Annotated in this window: 19 protein-coding genes; 9 read left to right on the plus strand and 10 right to left on the minus strand. The window is 65.9% G+C overall.

Translation table 11 applies throughout. The annotated features are described in order from the left end of the window. The first annotated feature begins 36 nt into the window (after positions 1 to 36). The 7 genes from fabD to ABS767_RS13410 all read left to right on the plus strand — a co-directional run bounded on the left by fabD (position 37) and on the right by ABS767_RS13410 (position 6,896). Positions 37 to 972, plus strand: coding sequence for an ACP S-malonyltransferase (gene fabD, locus ABS767_RS13380; RefSeq protein ID WP_408079162.1), 936 nt, complete (start codon positions 37 to 39; stop codon positions 970 to 972). 11 nt (positions 973 to 983) lie between these two features. Then, entirely contained in the window at positions 984 to 1,721 is a 738-nt protein-coding gene (gene fabG, locus ABS767_RS13385; RefSeq protein ID WP_408079164.1) for a 3-oxoacyl-[acyl-carrier-protein] reductase, read from the plus strand. Positions 1,722 to 1,739: 18 nt separating this feature from the next. Further along, positions 1,740 to 2,327: a hypothetical protein gene (locus ABS767_RS13390; protein ID WP_408079166.1), complete on the plus strand. Its 588-nt coding sequence runs from the start codon at positions 1,740 to 1,742 to the stop codon at positions 2,325 to 2,327. Between the two features lie 109 nt (positions 2,328 to 2,436). After that, positions 2,437 to 2,673, plus strand: a complete 237-nt coding sequence (locus ABS767_RS13395; protein WP_145845190.1) for an acyl carrier protein — start codon at positions 2,437 to 2,439, stop codon at positions 2,671 to 2,673. Between the two features lie 113 nt (positions 2,674 to 2,786). After that, on the plus strand, positions 2,787 to 4,046 hold the full coding sequence (gene fabF, locus ABS767_RS13400; protein WP_408079168.1) for a beta-ketoacyl-ACP synthase II: 1,260 nt from the start codon (positions 2,787 to 2,789) through the stop codon (positions 4,044 to 4,046). A 22-nt stretch (positions 4,047 to 4,068) separates the two neighbouring features. Then, complete coding sequence (gene mltG / locus ABS767_RS13405) at positions 4,069 to 5,037, plus strand: endolytic transglycosylase MltG (RefSeq protein ID WP_408079170.1); 969 nt, start codon at positions 4,069 to 4,071, stop codon at positions 5,035 to 5,037. Positions 5,038 to 5,162: 125 nt separating this feature from the next. Next, entirely contained in the window at positions 5,163 to 6,896 is a 1,734-nt protein-coding gene (locus tag ABS767_RS13410) for a cellulase family glycosylhydrolase (protein ID WP_408079172.1), read from the plus strand. A 3-nt stretch (positions 6,897 to 6,899) separates the two neighbouring features. On the opposite strand, the gene ABS767_RS13415 is transcribed toward ABS767_RS13410, so the two are convergent. The 9 genes from ABS767_RS13415 to ABS767_RS13455 form a co-directional block, all read right to left on the minus strand. Then, positions 6,900 to 7,949, minus strand: a complete 1,050-nt coding sequence (locus tag ABS767_RS13415) for a DUF5694 domain-containing protein (RefSeq protein ID WP_408079174.1) — start codon at positions 7,947 to 7,949, stop codon at positions 6,900 to 6,902. A 33-nt stretch (positions 7,950 to 7,982) separates the two neighbouring features. After that, the gene (gene eda / locus ABS767_RS13420; RefSeq protein ID WP_408079176.1) at positions 7,983 to 8,588 is read right to left on the minus strand and encodes a bifunctional 4-hydroxy-2-oxoglutarate aldolase/2-dehydro-3-deoxy-phosphogluconate aldolase; all 606 of its coding nucleotides are present in this window, start codon (positions 8,586 to 8,588) and stop codon (positions 7,983 to 7,985) included. Next, positions 8,585 to 9,556 carry a glucokinase gene (gene glk / locus ABS767_RS13425; protein WP_408079178.1) on the minus strand — a complete coding sequence of 324 codons (972 nt, stop codon included), beginning with the start codon at positions 9,554 to 9,556 and terminating at the stop codon, positions 8,585 to 8,587. The genes eda and glk overlap by 4 nt, the downstream gene beginning before the upstream one ends. 19 nt (positions 9,557 to 9,575) lie before the next feature. Beyond that, a complete protein-coding gene (edd, locus tag ABS767_RS13430; protein WP_408079180.1) occupies positions 9,576 to 11,399 on the minus strand; it encodes a phosphogluconate dehydratase in 1,824 nt (607 codons plus the stop codon). A 5-nt stretch (positions 11,400 to 11,404) separates the two neighbouring features. Continuing rightward, positions 11,405 to 12,112: a 6-phosphogluconolactonase gene (gene pgl / locus ABS767_RS13435; protein ID WP_408079182.1), complete on the minus strand. Its 708-nt coding sequence runs from the start codon at positions 12,110 to 12,112 to the stop codon at positions 11,405 to 11,407. Between the two features lie 46 nt (positions 12,113 to 12,158). After that, on the minus strand, positions 12,159 to 13,616 hold the full coding sequence (gene zwf / locus ABS767_RS13440; protein WP_408079184.1) for a glucose-6-phosphate dehydrogenase: 1,458 nt from the start codon (positions 13,614 to 13,616) through the stop codon (positions 12,159 to 12,161). A gap of 76 nt (positions 13,617 to 13,692) precedes the next feature. Further along, positions 13,693 to 14,628, minus strand: coding sequence for an N-acetyl-gamma-glutamyl-phosphate reductase (argC, locus tag ABS767_RS13445; RefSeq protein ID WP_408079186.1), 936 nt, complete (start codon positions 14,626 to 14,628; stop codon positions 13,693 to 13,695). After that, positions 14,625 to 14,894 carry an SH3 domain-containing protein gene (locus ABS767_RS13450; protein WP_408079188.1) on the minus strand — a complete coding sequence of 90 codons (270 nt, stop codon included), beginning with the start codon at positions 14,892 to 14,894 and terminating at the stop codon, positions 14,625 to 14,627. The genes argC and ABS767_RS13450 overlap by 4 nt, the downstream gene beginning before the upstream one ends. A 40-nt stretch (positions 14,895 to 14,934) precedes the next feature. After that, a complete protein-coding gene (locus ABS767_RS13455) occupies positions 14,935 to 15,300 on the minus strand; it encodes a MarR family transcriptional regulator (protein ID WP_408079190.1) in 366 nt (121 codons plus the stop codon). Between the two features lie 212 nt (positions 15,301 to 15,512). Between ABS767_RS13455 and secG the strand changes: the two genes are divergently transcribed. Together secG and ABS767_RS13465 are read left to right on the plus strand one after the other, a co-directional pair. Continuing rightward, positions 15,513 to 15,869: a preprotein translocase subunit SecG gene (gene secG / locus ABS767_RS13460; RefSeq protein WP_408079731.1), complete on the plus strand. Its 357-nt coding sequence runs from the start codon at positions 15,513 to 15,515 to the stop codon at positions 15,867 to 15,869. Positions 15,870 to 15,951: 82 nt separating this feature from the next. Then, the gene (locus tag ABS767_RS13465; protein ID WP_408079192.1) at positions 15,952 to 17,589 is read left to right on the plus strand and encodes a CTP synthase; all 1,638 of its coding nucleotides are present in this window, start codon (positions 15,952 to 15,954) and stop codon (positions 17,587 to 17,589) included. A gap of 102 nt (positions 17,590 to 17,691) precedes the next feature. Here the strand turns inward: ABS767_RS13465 and ABS767_RS13470 are convergent, their stop codons facing one another. Next, positions 17,692 to 18,162: an Hsp20 family protein gene (locus ABS767_RS13470; protein WP_408079194.1), complete on the minus strand. Its 471-nt coding sequence runs from the start codon at positions 18,160 to 18,162 to the stop codon at positions 17,692 to 17,694. Positions 18,163 to 18,193 lie beyond the last annotated feature (31 nt).

Below are 18,193 nucleotides of genomic sequence, written 5' to 3' on the forward strand. Positions count from 1 at the left end.
GGCCATAGGGGCGGCGCCACATTTCGGAGGACGGACATGCGTGCATTCATCTTTCCCGGTCAGGGGAGCCAGTCGGTCGGCATGGGCCTCGCGCTGGCGCAAGCGAGCCCGGCGGCGCGCGAAGTGTTTCAGGAAGTCGACGACGCACTGGGCCAGAAGCTGTTCAAGCTGATGACCGAAGGGCCCGAAAGCGACCTGACGCTAACCGAGAACGCCCAGCCGGCGATCATGGCGCACGCCATTGCGGTGCTGCGCGTGCTGGAGAAGGAAGGCGGCGTGCGGCTGGCCGACAAGGCTGATTTCCTCGCCGGGCATAGTCTGGGGGAATATACGGCGTTGTGCGCCGCAGGAGCGCTGGACCTAGCGACCACTGCGCGGCTGCTGAAGCTGCGCGGGCGTGCGATGCAGGCGGCCGTGCCGGTAGGCGAGGGCGCGATGGCAGCGCTGCTGGGTGCGGACGTGAGCAAGGCAAAGACAATCGCTGATGCCGCGGCCGAGGGGGAGGTCTGTACCGTCGCCAACGACAACGATCCGTCGCAGGTCGTGATCTCCGGCGCGAAGGATGCGATCGATCGCGCGGTGGCGATCGCTAAGGATCATGGCGCGAAGCGCGCAGTGCTGCTGCCGGTGTCGGCGCCGTTCCACTGCCCGATGATGCGGCCTGCCGCCGACGCCATGGCCAAGGCGTTGGCGGACGTCGCGATCCGGGCGCCGCTGGTGCCGGTCTATGCCAATGTCACGGCGGCGCCGGTGGCCGATCCCGACGCGATCCGCGGGCTGCTCGTCGATCAGGTGACGGGGATGGTGCGCTGGCGCGAATCGGTTGCCGCGATGTTCGATGCAGGCGTGACCGACTTCACCGAACTGGGCGGCAAGGTGCTCGGCGCGATGGTCAAGCGCATTGCGCCTGACGCGACGGTGACCAGCGTGGTGACGATGGACGATATCGAGGCGCTCGAGAAAGCGCTCTGAGGAGGATGACTATGTTCGACCTGACAGGCATGACCGCGCTGGTGACCGGCGCTTCGGGTGGGATCGGTTCTGCGATCGCCAAGGCGCTGGCGGCGCAGGGCGCGCGGCTGGCGGTCTCGGGGTCGAATGCCGAGAAGCTGGAGGCATTTCGCGCCGAACTGGGCGGGGACCACGTTGCCTTGGCCTGCAACCTCTCGGACGCCGCGGCCGTGGACGCGCTCGTCCCGTCTGCGCTCGAAGCGCTCGGCAAACTCGACATCCTCGTCAACAATGCCGGGGTTACGCGGGATAATCTGGCGATGCGGATGAAGGATGAGGAGTGGGATCAGGTGATTCGCGTCAACCTGGAGGCCGCTTTTCGGCTGATGCGGGCGGCATCCAAGCCGATGATGAAAGCGCGGTTCGGGCGCATGATCTCGATCACCTCGGTCGTCGGCGCCACCGGCAATCCCGGGCAGGCCAATTATGCCGCGTCCAAGGCGGGGCTGGTCGGCATGTCGAAGGCGATGGCGCAGGAACTGGCGAGCCGCAATATCACGGTCAACTGCGTCGCGCCGGGTTTCATCCGATCGGCGATGACCGACGTGCTGCCCGAGGCGCAGAAGACCGCATTGTTGACGAAGATTCCGGCGGGCGATCTTGGCGATGGCGCGGATATCGGCGCGGCGGTAGTATATCTCGCCAGCAAGGAAGCGGGGTACATCACTGGGCAGACGCTGCATGTGAACGGCGGCATGGCAATGCTGTAAGGGGCTGCGGGGCATTTTATGTGGATAGGTGTATTTGCAGTTCTGGCGACCGTGATCGCTCCAGCGCCGGAGAGCGATCTGGCTTCGGCGGCATGCCTCTATGATTCGCTCACGCGAGCGGAGCGTGACGCGATCCAGGGTCCCGAGATCAGGGACGCGGCAATCAGCCAAGCAGCGCATGGGGCAGCGCGAGCGAAACTCGGCGAGATTGTCGGTGCGTGCGGCAAAAAGTGGAGTTGGACCCAGGAAGATTTCAAGGCAGCGCTTGCCTATATGACGATCCGATCCGCTGCGGAAACCACGCAGGCCCAGCTCGCGACCCGAGGAGTTACGCATGCCACCGTTGGCGCGGTGGCAGGACGTCTCAGTGCTGAGCAGCGCGCTCAAATTTTGCGAGGCGAGTTCAGCGAACAATTGGGCACGGCGATTGCGAAGATCGCGTTTGACTATCCCGCCGTCCGCAAGGCCTTGTCCGACGACTCAAAAGAGCCGAGTTCTGCACGGCTGCTAGGGCGAGCGGTCGGAGGGAGGGTCTTCCTGGATGGTCTGAGCGCTGGTAAAATCACATTTGAGGATCTGCGCCGTCTTGGTGCGCTATCTCAATGAGCGATGCTGTGATCCACCAGTGACCCTGCGTCCCCCTCTTGCGCAGGGGCGGGCGGCGTTCTAGGTGCGTTCAGGATTAAGAGATTCAACCCACAAGAAGGAACAGGGCATGAGCGAGACCGCCGATCGCGTGAAGAAGATCGTCGTCGAGCACCTTGGCGTCGAAGCCGAGAAGGTGACCGAAGATGCGAGCTTCATCGACGACCTGGGCGCGGACAGCCTCGACATCGTCGAGCTGGTGATGGCGTTCGAAGAAGAATTCGGTGTCGAAATCCCCGACGACGCGGCCGAGAAGATCGCGACCGTCAAGGATGCGATCACCTATATCGACGAGAATCAGGGCTAATTCGGGTTTCCCGGATGGCCGCCCGCATGGGCAGGATTTGACGAACGGCTCCCGGTCCCGGAAAGGGGTGGGGAGCCGTTTCGTATTCGAGCAGATAGTACCGGAGAATTGCTATGCGCCGCGTTGTCGTGACTGGCCTTGGCCTCGTGACCCCGCTGGGTGCGGACGTCGAAACCGCATGGAAGAACATCATCGCCGCAAAGTCCGGCGCTGGAACCATCACGCGCTTCGATGCCACCGACTTCCAGAGCAACTATGCCTGCGAAGTGAAGCCCGCCGATCATGAATATGGCTTCGACCCGGGCAAGCGGGTGGATCACAAGATCCAGCGCCAGGTCGATCCGTTCATCGTCTATGGCATCGATGCCGCGGGACAGGCGATCGAGGATGCCGGCCTGCTCGACATGACCGAGGAAGAGCGGCTGCGCGCCGGCTGTTCGATCGGATCGGGGATCGGTGGCCTGCCGGGAATCGAGAGCGAATCGCTGGTGCTGGCGGAGAAGGGGCCGAAGCGCGTTTCCCCGCACTTCGTGCATGGTCGGCTGATCAACCTGATCTCTGGCCAGGTCTCGATCAAATACGGCCTGATGGGGCCGAACCATGCGGTCGTCACGGCATGTTCGACCGGCGCGCATTCGATCGGCGACGCCGCGCGGATGATCGCGATGGACGATGCCGACGTGATGCTCGCAGGCGGCGCGGAGAGCACGATCTGTCCGATCGGCATCGCCGGCTTCGGTCAGGCACGCGCACTGTCCACCGGGTTCCGCGACGAGCCGTGGCGCGCCAGCCGCCCGTGGGACCAGGGCCGCGACGGCTTCGTCATGGGCGAAGGCGCAGGCATCGTGGTGCTTGAGGAATATGAGCGGGCCAAGGCGCGCGGCGCGAAAATCTATGCCGAGGTGGTCGGCTATGGCCTGTCGGGCGACGCCTATCACGTGACTGCGCCGCATCCGGAGGGGTCGGGCGCGTTCCGGTCGATGCAGATGGCGATGAAGAAGTCGGGCCTCGACCTGTCGGACATCGATTATATCAATGCGCACGGCACCTCGACCCCGCTGGGCGACGAGCTGGAGCTGGGCGCGGTGCGGCGTCTGTTCGGCGACGCGATCGGCGATCTCAGCATGTCTTCGACCAAGTCGGCGATCGGGCATCTGCTGGGCGGTGCGGGCGCGGTCGAGAGCATCTTCTGCATCCTCGCGATGCGCGACCAGATCGTGCCGCCGACGCTGAACCTCGACGATCCGAGCGAGAATTGCGCCAGCGTCGACCTGGTCCCGCACAAGGCCAAGGAGCGCAAGGTCAAGGCCGTGCTGAACAACTCGTTCGGCTTTGGCGGCACCAATGCCTCGCTGGTGATGAAGGCGGTCTGATCGACCGACCCGGGAGACGGTGATGCGCAAGGTCGGTTGTTTCGGCTTTCTGATCGTTCTTGCGCTCATCGGCGCGGCCTTCTGGGCCGCGAATGTGTGGGGCGGGCCGGGACCGGGCCAGCGCAATGTGACGCTGATGGTCGCGCAGGGATCGACCCTGACCGCCGCCGCGCGCGACCTGGAGAAAGAGGGCGCGATCCGCGACGCGGACCTGTTCCTGTGGATGGCGCGGATCTTCGGCGACGACACCCCGATCCAGGCGGGCGAATATCGCGTTCCGGCGAAGATCAGCCAGTCCGACATCCTCAAGATGCTGCAGGGCGGTCGCACGCTCCAGCGCTTCGTGATGATCCCGGAGGGGATGCCGTCGATCCTGGTGCACGAACGGCTGATGGCGGCCGAGCAGCTGGAAGGCGAGGTCGCCGTTCCCGTCGAGGGCACGATCCTGCCCGACAGCTATGCCTATCACCGCGGCGACACGCGCCAGGCGGTGCTCGACCGGATGCAGGCGGCGATGGTGAAGTATCTCAGCGACGCATGGGCGAAGCGCAAGCCGGGCATCGCGGTGAGCACCCCGCGCGAGGCGCTGATCCTCGCGTCGATCGTCGAGAAGGAAACCGGGAAGGCCGAGGAACGCCGGATGGTCGCGGGGGTCTATTCCAACCGCCTCAAGCGCGGGATGCCGCTGCAGGCCGATCCGACGGTGATCTACCCGGTGACAAAGGGCAAGCCGCTGGGCCGCCGCATCCTGCGCTCCGAGCTGCAGGACAAGAACGGGTACAATACCTATGCCAGCGCCGGGCTGCCGATCGGGCCGATCGCCAATCCGGGGCGTGCGAGCATCGACGCCGTGCTGGACCCCGAGCAGACCAGCGCGCTGTATTTCGTCGCGGATGGCACGGGCGGGCATATCTTCGCCGACACGCTGGAGCAGCACAACGCCAACGTCCAGAAATGGTATGCGCTGCGCCGTTCGCGCGGGGAAATGTAGGGCTCAGCCGCGACCGCGCGCCGCGGGGCCGTCGACCGGCACAACTGCATAGACCCGGTTTTCCGCTATTGATAACGTTCCCAACGACAAGAATCGGTGGGAGAGGGTTGATGCGCCTGGGGTGGATGACGACGGCTGTGATTGTGGCGATGAGCGCGATCGCGGCGCCGGCGAGTGCGCAATATGTCCATCGCGACGGCAAGCAGATCGTGGACGGGGAGGGGCGTCCGCTGCTGCTGCGCGGCATGGGTCTGGGGGGCTGGATGCTCCAGGAAGGCTATATGCTGGAGCTTGGCGACCTCGAAAAGGGCCAGCAGCACGTCATTCGTCGAAAAATCACCGAACTGGTCGGCGAGGAGAAGGCGGCGGCGTTCTACAAGGCGTGGCTCGACAATTTCGTGACGAAGGCGGATGTCGACGCGATGGCGCGTTGGGGGTTCAATTCGATCCGGCTGCCGATGCACTACAATTTGTTCACGCTGCCGATCGAGCAGGAGCCGGTCGCCGGGCAGGATACGTGGATCGAGGACGGGTTCGCGCGGATCGACCGGCTGCTGGAATGGACGCGCGCGAACAATATGCACCTGATCCTGGACCTGCACGCAGCGCCCGGCGGGCAGGGCAACGACCTGCCGATCAGCGACCGAGACCCGAGCAAGCCGTCGCTGTGGGAGAGCGCAGAGAACCGGCGCAAGACCATCGCGCTGTGGAAGAAGCTGGCCGAGCGCTATGCCGAAGAGCCGGGCATTGCCGGCTATGACATCGTCAACGAGCCCAATTGGGATTTCGACGGGCCCAAGCAGGGCCATGGCTGCTCGTCGAAGGTCAACGCGCCGCTCTGGACGTTCTACCGGGAGGCGATCGCGGCGATCCGATCGGTCGATCGCAACCATATGGTGATCATCGAGGGGAATTGCTGGGGCAATAATTATGAAGGGCTCGACGCGCCGCTCGATCCCAATATGGCGTTGAGCTTTCACAAATACTGGAACCGCAACGACAAGGCATCGATCGCGGGTTCGCTGGCGTTGCGCGATCGGCTGGGCTTGCCTCTGTGGCTCGGGGAGACGGGCGAAAACAGCAATGTCTGGTTCCGCGATGCCATCGCCCTGGTCGAGGGCGAGGGTATCGGCTGGGCGTGGTGGCCGGTCAAGAAAATACGCTATAACAATCCGTTGCAGGTCAAGCCTAATCCCGGATGGGATGTGCTGCGCGCCTATTGGCTGGGCACGGGACCGAAGCCGAGCGTGCAGGTCGCCGAGCGGGCGCTGATGCGGCTCGCGACGCATGACGTGCGGTTCGAGAACAACATCCAGCATCCCGACGTGATCGATGCGATGTTCCGTCAGCCGCACAGCAACGCGACACTGCCGTTCCGGCGCCATGCCATCGGCGCAGCCGCGACCCGGATCGCAGCGGTCGATTTCGACCTGGGGCGGGCGGGCTATGCCTATCACGACCGCGAGGATGCCGATTACCATGTCGCGACCGGCGGCGACTGGGTGAAGTGGAACAGCGGAGTGACCTACCGCAACGACGGGGTCGACATCGTGGTGGACGCGACGGGTGCGCGCTATGTTACCGGCGTCCAGACCGGGGAGTGGATGCAGTATACGATCGATGCCGAGCGCCCGGGCCGGCGTGCGATCAGCCTGCGCGCGCGAAGTGCGAGCGGCGGCAGCTTCGCATTGGCGCTCAACGGCCGTGCGCCCGTACGGGTGGAGTTGGCCAGGGGCCCGGGCTGGCAGACCATCGCCGTCGGCGATCTGCCCCTGCTCGAGGGGCGCAACCGGCTTGTCCTGAAGGCCGAAGCGTGCAGCGATTGCGAGGTCGATGCGCTGCTGTTCGCCCGACGCTGACGCCTATTCGAGGACTTTTCCGACATCGACCAGTCGCACGTCGTGCATCTGGCGCAGATAGGCGTCGAAATAGGGCTTGTGCGAGGCGCCGACGATGGTGAGCACGCGCGAGCCCGGGGCGGTGACGAGCGTTTCGCGAATGTTGGCGACCATGCGCAGGTTGCGGACTTCCCAGCTTCCGACATATTGCCGCCCGAAGCGTTGCGGGGACGGGTCGCGCAGTGCTGCTCCGAAATCGCTGCGGTAGACCAACGAGAAGGTGCGGGGATCGTTGTAACCGCGATAGGCGGCGAGCAGTCCGCCGGGAGCTTTCATGCCCGCCATCAGCCTAGCGTCGGCCGCCTTGCGCTGCTTGCTCGCTTCATTGTCCCACTGCGCCTGGATCGCGGTGCCGAAGGCGGCTTCGTCGGAGATGACGAAGTCGGACGTGTGATCGTCGACATAGTGCAGCCGGTCGAGGCCGAGACGCGCGGCGAGCGGGGCGGCGATCGCGTAATCCTCATTGTGCCGGACGCGGACTTTTTCGAGTACTTCGACCAGCGCGGCGTCGAGGCCGTCGGCGGCGCGGCGTTCGGATTCGGGCAGGCGGAGCCACTGGACGAGCGCGGAGGCGCGTTCGCCCGCTGCGAGGAAGGTGGCGGCAAGACGGCGGCGTGCGGCGGGCGCCGGATCGGGTCCGAGCTTGGCGAGCAGCCGCTCCGATTCGATCACGGCGTCCGGAACGTCTAGACCGGTCGCGGCGCGTGCGGGAGCCGGGTTCCAGCAATAGTCCGCAACCGTGCTCTTCCACCGTGCGGGATAGGTGCGCAGATAGGCGCATTGCGCGCCGGATAGCGCCTCGATGGTGATGATCTGGGGCCGGTACGCGACCAGTTTGGCGAGCAGCGGCTCAAGGCTTTCGGGATAGTGATCGGTGGGGATGCCCGACAAATGCGGCGTGCCCAGCACGAGGACGCGGCTCGGCGGGTCGAGCGGCGGCTGCTCGCGGCCGGGGTCGAAGGCTTGCGGGGTTCCGGCGGCGAGCGCCAGGAGCGAGAGAGCGGGTCCGAACATGGCGGACTGTATTGCATGTGCAATACAGTCAGGTCAACGCATCGAGGCCGCTTCGCGTGCCAATGCCTCGACCTCGGCCATGCTCGCGCCCTTGGGCGTCACCCAGCTGCCGCCGACGCACAGGACCGGATCGAAGCCGAGCCAGTTCGGAGCAGTGGCGGGGGTGATGCCGCCGGTCGGGCAGAAGCTGGCTTCGTAGAAGGGGGCGGCGAGTGCCTTGAGCGCCTTGAGGCCGCCACTCGTCTCCGCGGGGAAGAATTTGAATTGGCGCAGGCCGAGATCGTAGCCGCGCATGATGTCGCCCGCATTGGCGATGCCGGGGAGGAAGGGGACGCCGCTGTCGACGATCACCCGCCCGAGGCGTTCGGTGAGGCCCGGCGAGACGATGAACTCGGCGCCGGCGTCCATCACCTTGGCGAACTGGTCGGGATTGACAACGGTGCCTGCGCCGACGATCGCGCCCTCGACCTGCTTCATCTCGCGGATCGCGTCGAGCGCCGCGGGGGTGCGCATCGTGACTTCGAGCACCTTAAGACCGCCCGCGACCAGTGCCTCGGCGAGCGGGCGGGCGGTGGCCGCGTCGTCGATGACGAGGACCGGGATGACCGCGCTGGTCCGCATGATCGTTTCGATGGTCATTGCGTATGCTCCTGCGCATAGGCCGCCGCCGCACCGTAGAGGCCGGGCTGGGGGTGGGTGATCAGCTTGACGGGGATCGAGGACATCAACCCCTGGAAGCGACCCTTTGCGACGAAACGCTGGGCGAATCCAGAGCCGAGCAGATGATCCTTGAGCCGGAAGCCGAGCCCGCCGGCGATGACGACGCCGGTCGGGCCGTGCGCGAGCGCAAGGTCGCCGGCGACGGCACCGAGGCTGAGGCAGAAGCGGTCGAGCGCGGCGACGGCGAGGCTGTCCTTGCCCTCCAGCGCCAGCGTCCAGATTTCCTTGTCGGACAGGCTGTGCACCGCCTTGCCCTCGATCTGGGCAAGCGTCTCGTAGATCGGGACGATACCGGGGCCCGAAACGATGCGCTCGGCCGAGACGCGGGTGTAGGTCGAGCGCAGACGGCGGACATAAGCGTCCTCGATCCCGTCGAGCGGCGCGAAGTCCATATGGCCGCCTTCGGTCGCGATGACGTGATAGCCGCCACTGGGAGGGCGGAACACCTGTGCGACGCCAAGCCCCGTTCCCGGACCGCAAACGGTGATCGAGCCGCGTTCCGGCAACGCTGTCACGGGACCGCACAGATGCACGAAATCCGCGTCGGGGAGCTGGGCCACGGCATGGCCCACCGCGCCGAAATCGTTGATCAGGCTGTAGCTGTCGACGTCGAGCCGCTCCTTGATCAGCGGCGGACGGATGATCCACGGATTGTTGGTGAGCTTGATCAGCTCGTCATTGATCGGGGAGGCGATGGCGATCGCGGCGGCGCGGGGCATGTCGCGCCCGAATTCGCGCGCCGATGCCTGCCAGGCGAGCTGGAAGCTGGCATGGTCCGCGGTTTTCTGCGTGACCGGTTCCCCGAGCGACGTGACGCGGCCGTTCTCGACCTCCGCGATGGCGAAGCGGGCATGGGTTCCGCCGATATCGACCGCTACGACTTCCATCACTCTCCCTTTTCTTTTCTCAAAGCCCGGCAGCCGCCAGCATCGCCGATCCGCCCGCTTCCGCCTCGCTCGCGCCCTGGCGCATCATCGCGAACAGCTCGCGGCCGGTGCCAAGGTCCGGCGGCGGCGCGGGGGCGAGGTCGCGCGCGTCCCATTCGGCCGGATCGACCAGTGCCTGAAGCACGCCTTCCTCCGCACACACGCGCACGACATCGCCGTCGCGCAGCTTGCCGATCGGGCCGCCGCCCAGCGCCTCGGGCGACAGGTGGATCGCGGCGGGCACCTTGCCGCTTGCACCCGACATGCGCCCATCGGTGACGAGCGCGACGCGGAAGCCGCGGTTCTGGAGGACGCCGAGCGGCGGGGTGAGCTTGTGGAGTTCGGGCATGCCGTTGGCGCGCGGACCCTGAAACCGGACGACGACGACGACGTCACGGTCGAGTTCTCCGGCCTTGAAGGCGTCCTGCACCGCCTGTTGCGTGCTGAACACGCGGCACGGCGCCTCGATCGTCCAGCGATCGCGATCGACGGCGGAAACCTTGATGCACGCACGGCCGAGATTGCCCGAGAGGATGCGGAAGCCGCCCTCGGGCGAGAAGGGCGCGTCGAGCGTGGCGACGATGCTGGCGTCGCCGCTCACCGCGTCGTGATCGGTCCAGACGAGCTTGTCATCGTCCAGATCGGGCTTGCGCCCGTAAGCGTCGAGACCGTCGCCGAAGGTGGTCAGCGTGTCGCCATGGAGGATGCCGCCCTTGAGCAGTTCGCGGATCACGAAGGTCGGGCCGCCGGCATCCTGGAAGCCGTTCACATCGGCCGAGCCATTGGGATAGACGCGGGTGAGCAGCGGGACGGAGCGCGAGAGGCGGTCGAAATCGTCCCAGTCGATCAGGATGCCCGCCGCGCGCGCGATCGCGGGCAGGTGGATGAGGTGGTTGGTCGAGCCCCCGGTGGCGAGCAGCACCACAGCGGCGTTGACGATCGCGCGCTCGTCCACGACCTCACCGATCGGGCGATAATCGTCGCCATCCCAGCCAATCTCGGGCAGCCGCTGCACCGCGGCTTTGGTCAGCTCTTGGCGCAGCTTGGTGCCGGGATTGACGAACGACGCGCCGGGAACGTGGAGGCCCATCGCCTCCATCATCATCTGGTTCGAATTGGCCGTGCCGTAGAAGGTGCAGGTGCCCTTGCCGTGATAGGCGGCGATTTCGGAATCGAGCAGTTCCTCGCGGCTCGCCTTGCCCTCGGCATAGAGCTCGCGGACGCGGGCCTTTTCCTTGTTGGCGATGCCGGTGCGCATCGGGCCGCCGGGGATCAGGATCATCGGGAGATGGCCGAAGCGCAGCGCCCCCATGAGCAGGCCCGGCACGATCTTGTCACAGATGCCGAGCAGGGCGGCGCCCTCGAACGTGTTGTGGCTGAGCGCGACCGCGGTCGACAGCGCAATCGTGTCGCGACTGAACAGCGACAGTTCCATCCCGGCATAGCCCTGCGTCACGCCGTCGCACATCGCCGGCACGCCACCCGCGACCTGCGCCGTCGCACCCGCTTCCAGCGCCCAGATCTTCATCTGTTCGGGGTAGCGATAATAGGGCGCGTGCGCCGAGAGCATGTCGTTATACGCCGTGACGATCCCGATATTCATCCGGTTCGCCGGCTTCATCGCGTCGCGCTGCTCGTCGGTGCCGGCATAGGCATGGGCGAGATTGGCGCAGCCGAGCCCGCGGCGGCTGGTGCCGCCTTCGCGCTGCTGGGTCATCAGCGCGCGATAGGCTTCGCGACGCTCTTTCGAGCGTTCGATCACGCGGTCGGTGACGGCGGCGATTTCGGGATGCAGGGTCGGCATGCAGGTCACTCCAGCCAGTGCACGTCGACCGGGAGTTCGGTCTCGGCAAGGACCCGACCGATCGGGTAGCTGCCCGACGCGCCCTGCTTGATCGCGGTTTCGAGCACCTTCCGCTTCTCCGCGCCGGAGATGGCGACCATCAGCGACTTGGCGGTGGCGATGGCGGTGGCGGACAGGCTGACGCGCGCCACCGGCGCCTCGGGCGGCAGCGGATCGGGCATCACGCCGAGCGCACGACGCTCCTTGGGCCCGTTGAGCGCTTCGTCCAGATCGGGGCCGGGGAAGATCGAGGCGGTGTGACCATCCGCGCCCATGCCGAGCAGGACGAGGTCGAGCGGCCAGTGGTGATCGGCGAGGCGTGCGTCGGCGGCGCGACCCACCGCCTTATAGTCATCCGCCTTTTCGCTCACGAGCGGGACGACGCGGGCCCCCTTGGGGATGAACACCTTGCCCAGGCCGGTGACGTTCGACAGCGGATCGCCGAGCGGCACGATCCGGTCGTCGGTCGGCACGATGGTCACGCGCTTCCAGTCGAGCTTGGCGGCCGCGAGCTTTTCATAGACCGGCGCCGGGGTCTTGCCGCCTGCCAGCGCGATGACCGCACCGCCGCGCGCGTCGATCGCGCTTTCGATGATGAAGCCGATATCGCCCGCAAGCGCATCGCTCCATTCGTCGGCGTCCTCATAGTCCCACCATTCGATTTCTTCGGCCATCGGTTACTCCGTGATTTCGGGCTCCCCCAGTAAGCGGGAGGGGGCGTTATTCGTTCCAGGTCACGCCGTCGCGTTCGGTGAGCGCGATCGCGGCGGAGGGACCCCAGGTGCCCGAGGCATAGGGCTTGGGCTTGACGTCGGCCATGTCCCAGCCTTCGCGGATCGCATCGATCCAGGCCCATTGCGCCTCGACCTCGTCGCGACGCACGAACAAGGTGGGGTCGCCCTCGATCAGGTCAAGCAACAGCCGCTCATAGGCGATGCGGCGACGTGTCCCCGCAAATTCGGTGTCGAGGCTGAGGTTGAGCGGCACTTCGCGCAGGCGGATGCCTTCGCGGTCGAGGCCGGGCTCCTTCGCCATGACGAGCAGGCGCACATATTCCTCGGGCTGGATGCGAATGATCAGCGTGTTCGACTGAAGCACGCCGCCGCGCTCGGCGAAGATCGAGTGCGGGACCGGCTTGAACTGCACGACGATCTCGCTGCGGCGCTCGGTCATGCGCTTGCCGGTGCGCAGGTAGAAGGGCACGCCCTGCCAGCGCCAGTTGTCGATATGCGCCTTGATCGCGACGAAGGTTTCGGTGCGCGAGGGCTTTTCCAACTCCTCGGCATAGCCCGCGACGATCTTTCCGGTCGACGCGCCGCCGGTATACTGGCCGGTGACCGTGAGGTTCGCGGCGTCCTGGCCCGCGACCGGGCGCAGCGAGCGCAGGACCTTGACCTTCTCGTCGCGGATCGCGGTACCGTCGAAGCGGGCAGGGGGCTCCATCGCGATCAGCGCGAGCAGCTGGAGGATGTGGTTCTGGACCATGTCGCGCAGCGCGCCGACATCGTCGTAATAGCCGGCACGCCCCTCGAGCCCGACGGTCTCGCTGACGGTGATCTCGACATGGTCGATCCCCGTCGCGTTCCAGATCGGCTCGAACAGCGCATTGCCGAAGCGCAGCGCGAGGATGTTCTGGACGGTTTCCTTGCCCAGATAATGGTCGATCCGGAAGGTGCGCTCTTCGGGGAAGACGGAGGCTACCGCGTCGTTGATCTCGCAGCTGGAGGGCAGGTCGGTGCCGAGCGGCTTTTCGAGCCCGATGCGAACATTCTCACCCGCAAGCCCGGCCGAGGCGAGACCCTTGATCGTCGGTTCGAACAGCTTGGGTGCGGTCGACAGGAAGATGGCGAGGCCGCCGGAAATATCGCCGAGCTTGGTCGCGAGTTCGTCGAACCCCTCGATCGTCGAGGCGTCGAGCGGCTGATACTGCACGCGATCGAGGAAGCTGGCGATCGCCGCAGGGTCCTTGCGGTCCTCCGGCAAATAGGTTTCCAGCGCCTTGGCGCAGAAGTCGCGATAGTCGGCATCTGACAGCGTTGACCGCGCAGTGCCGGTGATCGTCAGACCTTCGGGCAGCAGTTGATCCGCGTGAAGGCCGTAGAGCGAGGGGATCAGCATCCGCTGGGCCAGGTCGCCCGTGGCTCCGAACAGCAGCAGCTTGCCGAAAGGCTGTCGCATCGATCCTCCCAATATCCAGTCGCCGCCGCCCTAGCAGCGGATGTACGCGTTGCGAAGCGCGCATACCTATGTGGCGCTAAAGCACCAGCCCCGCGGTCTGGTCGAACCCGGCCATGATGTTGAGATTCTGCACCGCGGCGCCGGCCGCGCCCTTGCCGAGATTATCGAGCGTGGCGATCAGCCGGGCATGGTTGCGATCCAGGCTGCCGAATACGCGGATCGATAGCCGGTCGGAGCCCGCATCCTCCTCCAGCCGCACTATACGGGTTTCGCCATCATCCTCGACCACGCGGACGACCGGCGAATCGCGATATGCGTCCGCGAGGACCTGGGCGATTTGCGCGGGCGAAGGCTTGCGCGGGAGATAGTAGAGCGCCAGCGGCACTTCGATCAGCATGCCGCGATAGGCGCGGGCGACCGCGGGCAGGAAGATCGGCGGATGCTCCATGCGCGCGTGCTTCTGCATTTCGGGCAGATGCTTGTGGTCGAGATCGAGGCCGTAGGCGCGGAAGCCCGTCGTCTCGGTTCCGTCTTCGAACTCGGCGATCATCGCCTTGCCGCCGCCCGAATAGCCCGAAGCGCCGCCTGCGCTGATCGACCATTCGGGCGGGACGAGTCCGGCCCGGACGAGCGGACGGACGAGCGCGAGAAATCCGGTCGGCCAGCAACCGGGATTGGACACGCGTGGTGCGTCGGCGATCAGCTGTGCCTGGGCGGGCTCGAGCTCGGGAAAGCCATAGGTCCAGCCATCGGCGACGCGATGTGCGGTCGACGCATCGATCACGCGCGTGCGCGGATTGTCGATCAGCGCAACCGCCTCCCGCGCCGCATCGTCGGGCAGGCACAGGATGACGAAATCGGCGGCGTTGAGGGCTTCGGCGCGCTTCTTCGCGTCCTTGCGCTGCGCGTCGTCGAGCGCGATCAGCGCGATCTCGTCACGTCCCGCTAGGCGCTCGCGGATTTCGAGGCCGGTGGTGCCGGCGGCGCCGTCGATGAAGACCGATACCGTCATGCCGCGATTCCCAGATCCGAAGCGGCGACATAGCCGACCTTGCCGACGCCGGGAGCGCGGCCCCAGGCGAGGCCGCCCGAGACTTCGAGGACTTCGAAGATGTCGCCCGTAGCGAGCGTCGCAAGCAATTCGGCGTCGTCGGAGCGGTCCGCGCGCAACGACGTCGGGACCGAGACGGTGTGAAGTGCGGGAGCGGCGTAATGCGGCGCGAACACGCGGTCCGCCAGGCGAATGTCGGCAAGGTCGCGGCGCGCGGCCTGGGTCAACGGGTCGATCGCGACCGAGCGGCCCGTCAGCGCGAATCGGTTACGCCGGAACGGAGCGTCCGAGGCTTGAGCCGACGCCGCTTTCGCCGCTGACGAATTGTCCGAATTCTGCAAGAAAGTCCGCCCCTTCAGGTGTGCGCGCGACGAAGATGTTCCGCTTGTCGGTCTCGTCACGCTGGCGGCGCAGATAGCCGAGGGCGCCCAATCTGTTCAAGGCGCGTGTGACGACCGGCTTCGACACGTTCAACGCGCGGGCCAGACCACGAACGGTGTGCGGGCCGGAATCGAGATAGACGAGCAGCATCAGCGCCATCTGACGATTGGTCAGATCGGGTTCGCCCGAACGGACATAATCGATCAATGTCGATTTCCAGTGGTCGAGCGAGTGGTCCATGATCGCGTTCATCGCAGCTACCCGTTAATCCGTTACACGCCCGGAAGAACCCCGAGCCACCTGCGACATGAACGTTTCGAATGCATTAGGGTTTCAGGTGCGCCGGGAAATGTTGCGTTCGCGCGACGATCTGGCCGTCCAACGGGCAAGTTGAGAGTTCATGGACGGTTGATCGATCGGCGCGGGTTCACTATGTGGCCGCTTTCCCCCGAAAGGCCGACATGCTGTTCACCTTCCTCCTCGTCGTTCATGCCATCATCGCGTTTCTGCTGGTCGCAGTAATCCTGATGCAGAAGTCCGAAGGCGGCGGCCTGACGTCGGGTGGTAGCCCGTCGGGCCTGATGTCGGCACGCGGTGCGGCCAATTTCCTGACTCGCGCGACTGCGACGCTGGCTGGCCTGTTTGTCGTCATGAGCATCACGCTCGCCGTTCTGGCGGCGACGCGCGGGAGCAGCGAGATCGACACGAGCCGTGTAGCGGCCCCGCCTTCGCAGACGGCACCTGCGACCGTTCCGGCGACGCAGCCGACCGCTTCTCCGGCGGCTCCGGCGGACAACAGCGCCGTCCCGCTCGCCAACTAAGCTTCCGACGAAATTTTATTTGGCGGCGTCCGGAGTCGGGCGCTTGCCCCAACTTGTGCTTGAAGGATAAGCGGTGACTCCCATGACGCGGTATATTTTCATCACCGGCGGCGTGGTCTCCTCGCTTGGCAAGGGCCTGATGGCCGCCAGCCTCGCCGCGCTGCTGCAAGCGCGCGGCTACAAGGTGCGCATTCGCAAGTTCGACCCCTATCTCAACGTCGATCCGGGCACGATGTCGCCCTATCAGCATGGCGAGGTCTATGTGACCGACGATGGGGCCGAGACCGATCTCGACCTTGGCCATTATGAGCGCTTCACCGGGGTCGCCAGCCGCCAGTCGGACAACATCACGTCGGGCCGGATCTACAAGACGATCATCGAGCGCGAGCGCCGCGGCGACTATCTCGGTGCGACCGTCCAGGTGATTCCGCACGTGACCGACGCGATCAAGGACTTCGCCCAGGCGGAGACCGAGGATCTCGATTTCGTGCTGTGCGAGATCGGGGGCACGGTCGGCGACATCGAATCGCTGCCGTTCATCGAGGCGATCCGCCAGCTGAAGAACGAGCTGGGGCGCGGCCGGTCGATCAGCGTGCACGTGACGCTGGTGCCCTATATCAAGGCGGCGGGCGAGCTGAAGACCAAGCCGACGCAGCACAGCGTCCGCGAGCTGGCGTCGCTGGGCGTGCAGCCCGATGTGCTGGTCTGCCGCTGCGAACAGCCGCTGCCGGCGAGCGAGCGGGCGAAGATCGCGCAATTCTGCAACGTGCCAGCGAGCGCGGTGATTCCGGCGCTCGACGCGCCGAGCATCTATGCCGTGCCGCTGCAATATCATGCCGAGGGTCTGGACGGTGAAGTGCTGCGCGCGTTCGGCATCGAGCCGGGCGCGGCGCCTAATCTGTCGCGCTGGACCGACATCACCGATCGCCTGTTCAACCCCGAGGGCGAGGTGACGGTTGGCGTCGTCGGCAAATATGTCGGCCTTCCCGACGCGTACAAGTCGCTCAACGAAGCGCTGGTGCATGGCGGCATCGCCAACAAGGTGAAGGTCAACATCCGCTGGATCGACGCCGAACTGTTCGAGAAGGGCGACGATGCCGAAGTGGCGGCCAATCTGGAGCCGTGCCACGCGATCCTGGTGCCCGGCGCGTTCGGATCGCGCGGGGCGGAAGGCAAGATCGCCAGCGTCCGCTTCGCGCGCGAGCGCAAGGTCCCCTATTTCGGCATTTGTTTCGGGATGCAGATGGCGTGCGTCGAGGGCGCGCGAAATCTGGCCGGGATCGACAATGCGTCCTCGACCGAATTCGGCCCCACCCCGGAGCCGGTGGTCGGCATCATTACCGAATGGATGAGCGCGGACGGGATCGAGAAGCGCGAAGAGGGCGGCGATCTGGGCGGCACGATGCGACTGGGCGCGTATCCCGCGAAACTCGACGGTAATTCGGTGGTCGCGTCGATCTATGGCGACGAGGCGATCAGCGAACGGCACCGGCATCGCTATGAGGTGAATACCGGCTATCGCGAGCGGCTCGAGGCGGGCGGGCTGGTGTTTTCGGGCATGTCGCCCGACGGGATGCTGCCCGAGATCGTCGAGCGGCCCGACCACCCCTGGTTCGTCGGCGTGCAGTTCCACCCGGAGCTCAAGTCCAAGCCGTTCGATCCACACCCGCTGTTCGCCAGCTTCATCGAAGCGGCGGTGCGTCAGTCGCGGCTCGTCTAAGCACGAACCTAGCTCGGATACGAAAAAGGGCGCCCGGAACCTGATGGTCCGGGCGCCCCGCTTTGGCGACGCGCAAGGGGTCAGCGCGCCGCCGGGGGTGCCTCAGGCGACGTCGCGATGTTCGATCGCAGTTGCTTCGCTGGCGCTGCCGCTGCCGATGGCGATCTTCTTCGGCTTCATCGCTTCGGGAACCTCGCGGACGAGCTCGATCACGAGCAGCCCGTCATTGAGATCGGCCGACTGAACACGGACGAAGTCGGCGAGCTCGAAGCGCCGCTCGAACCCGCGATTGGCGATGCCGAGATGCAGCATCTGCGCGGCTTCATTGTCCTGCGATTCCGCCTTGCGGCCGGCGACCAGCAGCAGGTTCTGCTGCGCGGTGATCTCGATCTCGTCGGCCTTGAAGCCGGCGACGGCGATCGTGATGCGATAGCGGTCGTCCGAGATTCGTTCGAGATTGAAGGGGGGGTAGTTCTCGCTGCTGGACTGGCGCGCGGTCGCTTCGAGCATGTCGAAGAGCCGGTCGAAGCCGATCGTCGAGCGGCGGAAGGGGGTCAAGTCGATCTGACGCATAGCGTAATCCTCCAATGAGCAATTTCAACGT

This window comes from Sphingomonas plantiphila, assembly GCF_046000505.1.
GTDB lineage: Bacteria > Pseudomonadota > Alphaproteobacteria > Sphingomonadales > Sphingomonadaceae > Sphingomonas > Sphingomonas plantiphila.

Coding starts and splice junctions, on each gene's coding strand:
- fabD (WP_408079162.1), top strand. CDS start 37: ATGCGTGCATTCATCTTTCCCGGTCAGGGGAGCCAGTCGGTCGGCATG.
- fabG (WP_408079164.1), top strand. CDS start 984: ATGTTCGACCTGACAGGCATGACCGCGCTGGTGACCGGCGCTTCGGGT.
- ABS767_RS13390 (WP_408079166.1), top strand. CDS start 1,740: ATGTGGATAGGTGTATTTGCAGTTCTGGCGACCGTGATCGCTCCAGCG.
- ABS767_RS13395 (WP_145845190.1), top strand. CDS start 2,437: ATGAGCGAGACCGCCGATCGCGTGAAGAAGATCGTCGTCGAGCACCTT.
- fabF (WP_408079168.1), top strand. CDS start 2,787: ATGCGCCGCGTTGTCGTGACTGGCCTTGGCCTCGTGACCCCGCTGGGT.
- mltG (WP_408079170.1), top strand. CDS start 4,069: ATGCGCAAGGTCGGTTGTTTCGGCTTTCTGATCGTTCTTGCGCTCATC.
- ABS767_RS13410 (WP_408079172.1), top strand. CDS start 5,163: ATGACGACGGCTGTGATTGTGGCGATGAGCGCGATCGCGGCGCCGGCG.
- ABS767_RS13415 (WP_408079174.1), bottom strand. CDS start 7,949: ATGTTCGGACCCGCTCTCTCGCTCCTGGCGCTCGCCGCCGGAACCCCG.
- eda (WP_408079176.1), bottom strand. CDS start 8,588: ATGACCATCGAAACGATCATGCGGACCAGCGCGGTCATCCCGGTCCTC.
- glk (WP_408079178.1), bottom strand. CDS start 9,556: ATGGAAGTCGTAGCGGTCGATATCGGCGGAACCCATGCCCGCTTCGCC.
- edd (WP_408079180.1), bottom strand. CDS start 11,399: ATGCCGACCCTGCATCCCGAAATCGCCGCCGTCACCGACCGCGTGATC.
- pgl (WP_408079182.1), bottom strand. CDS start 12,112: ATGGCCGAAGAAATCGAATGGTGGGACTATGAGGACGCCGACGAATGG.
- zwf (WP_408079184.1), bottom strand. CDS start 13,616: ATGCGACAGCCTTTCGGCAAGCTGCTGCTGTTCGGAGCCACGGGCGAC.
- argC (WP_408079186.1), bottom strand. CDS start 14,628: ATGACGGTATCGGTCTTCATCGACGGCGCCGCCGGCACCACCGGCCTC.
- ABS767_RS13455 (WP_408079190.1), bottom strand. CDS start 15,300: ATGAACGCGATCATGGACCACTCGCTCGACCACTGGAAATCGACATTG.
- ABS767_RS13465 (WP_408079192.1), top strand. CDS start 15,952: ATGACGCGGTATATTTTCATCACCGGCGGCGTGGTCTCCTCGCTTGGC.
- ABS767_RS13470 (WP_408079194.1), bottom strand. CDS start 18,162: ATGCGTCAGATCGACTTGACCCCCTTCCGCCGCTCGACGATCGGCTTC.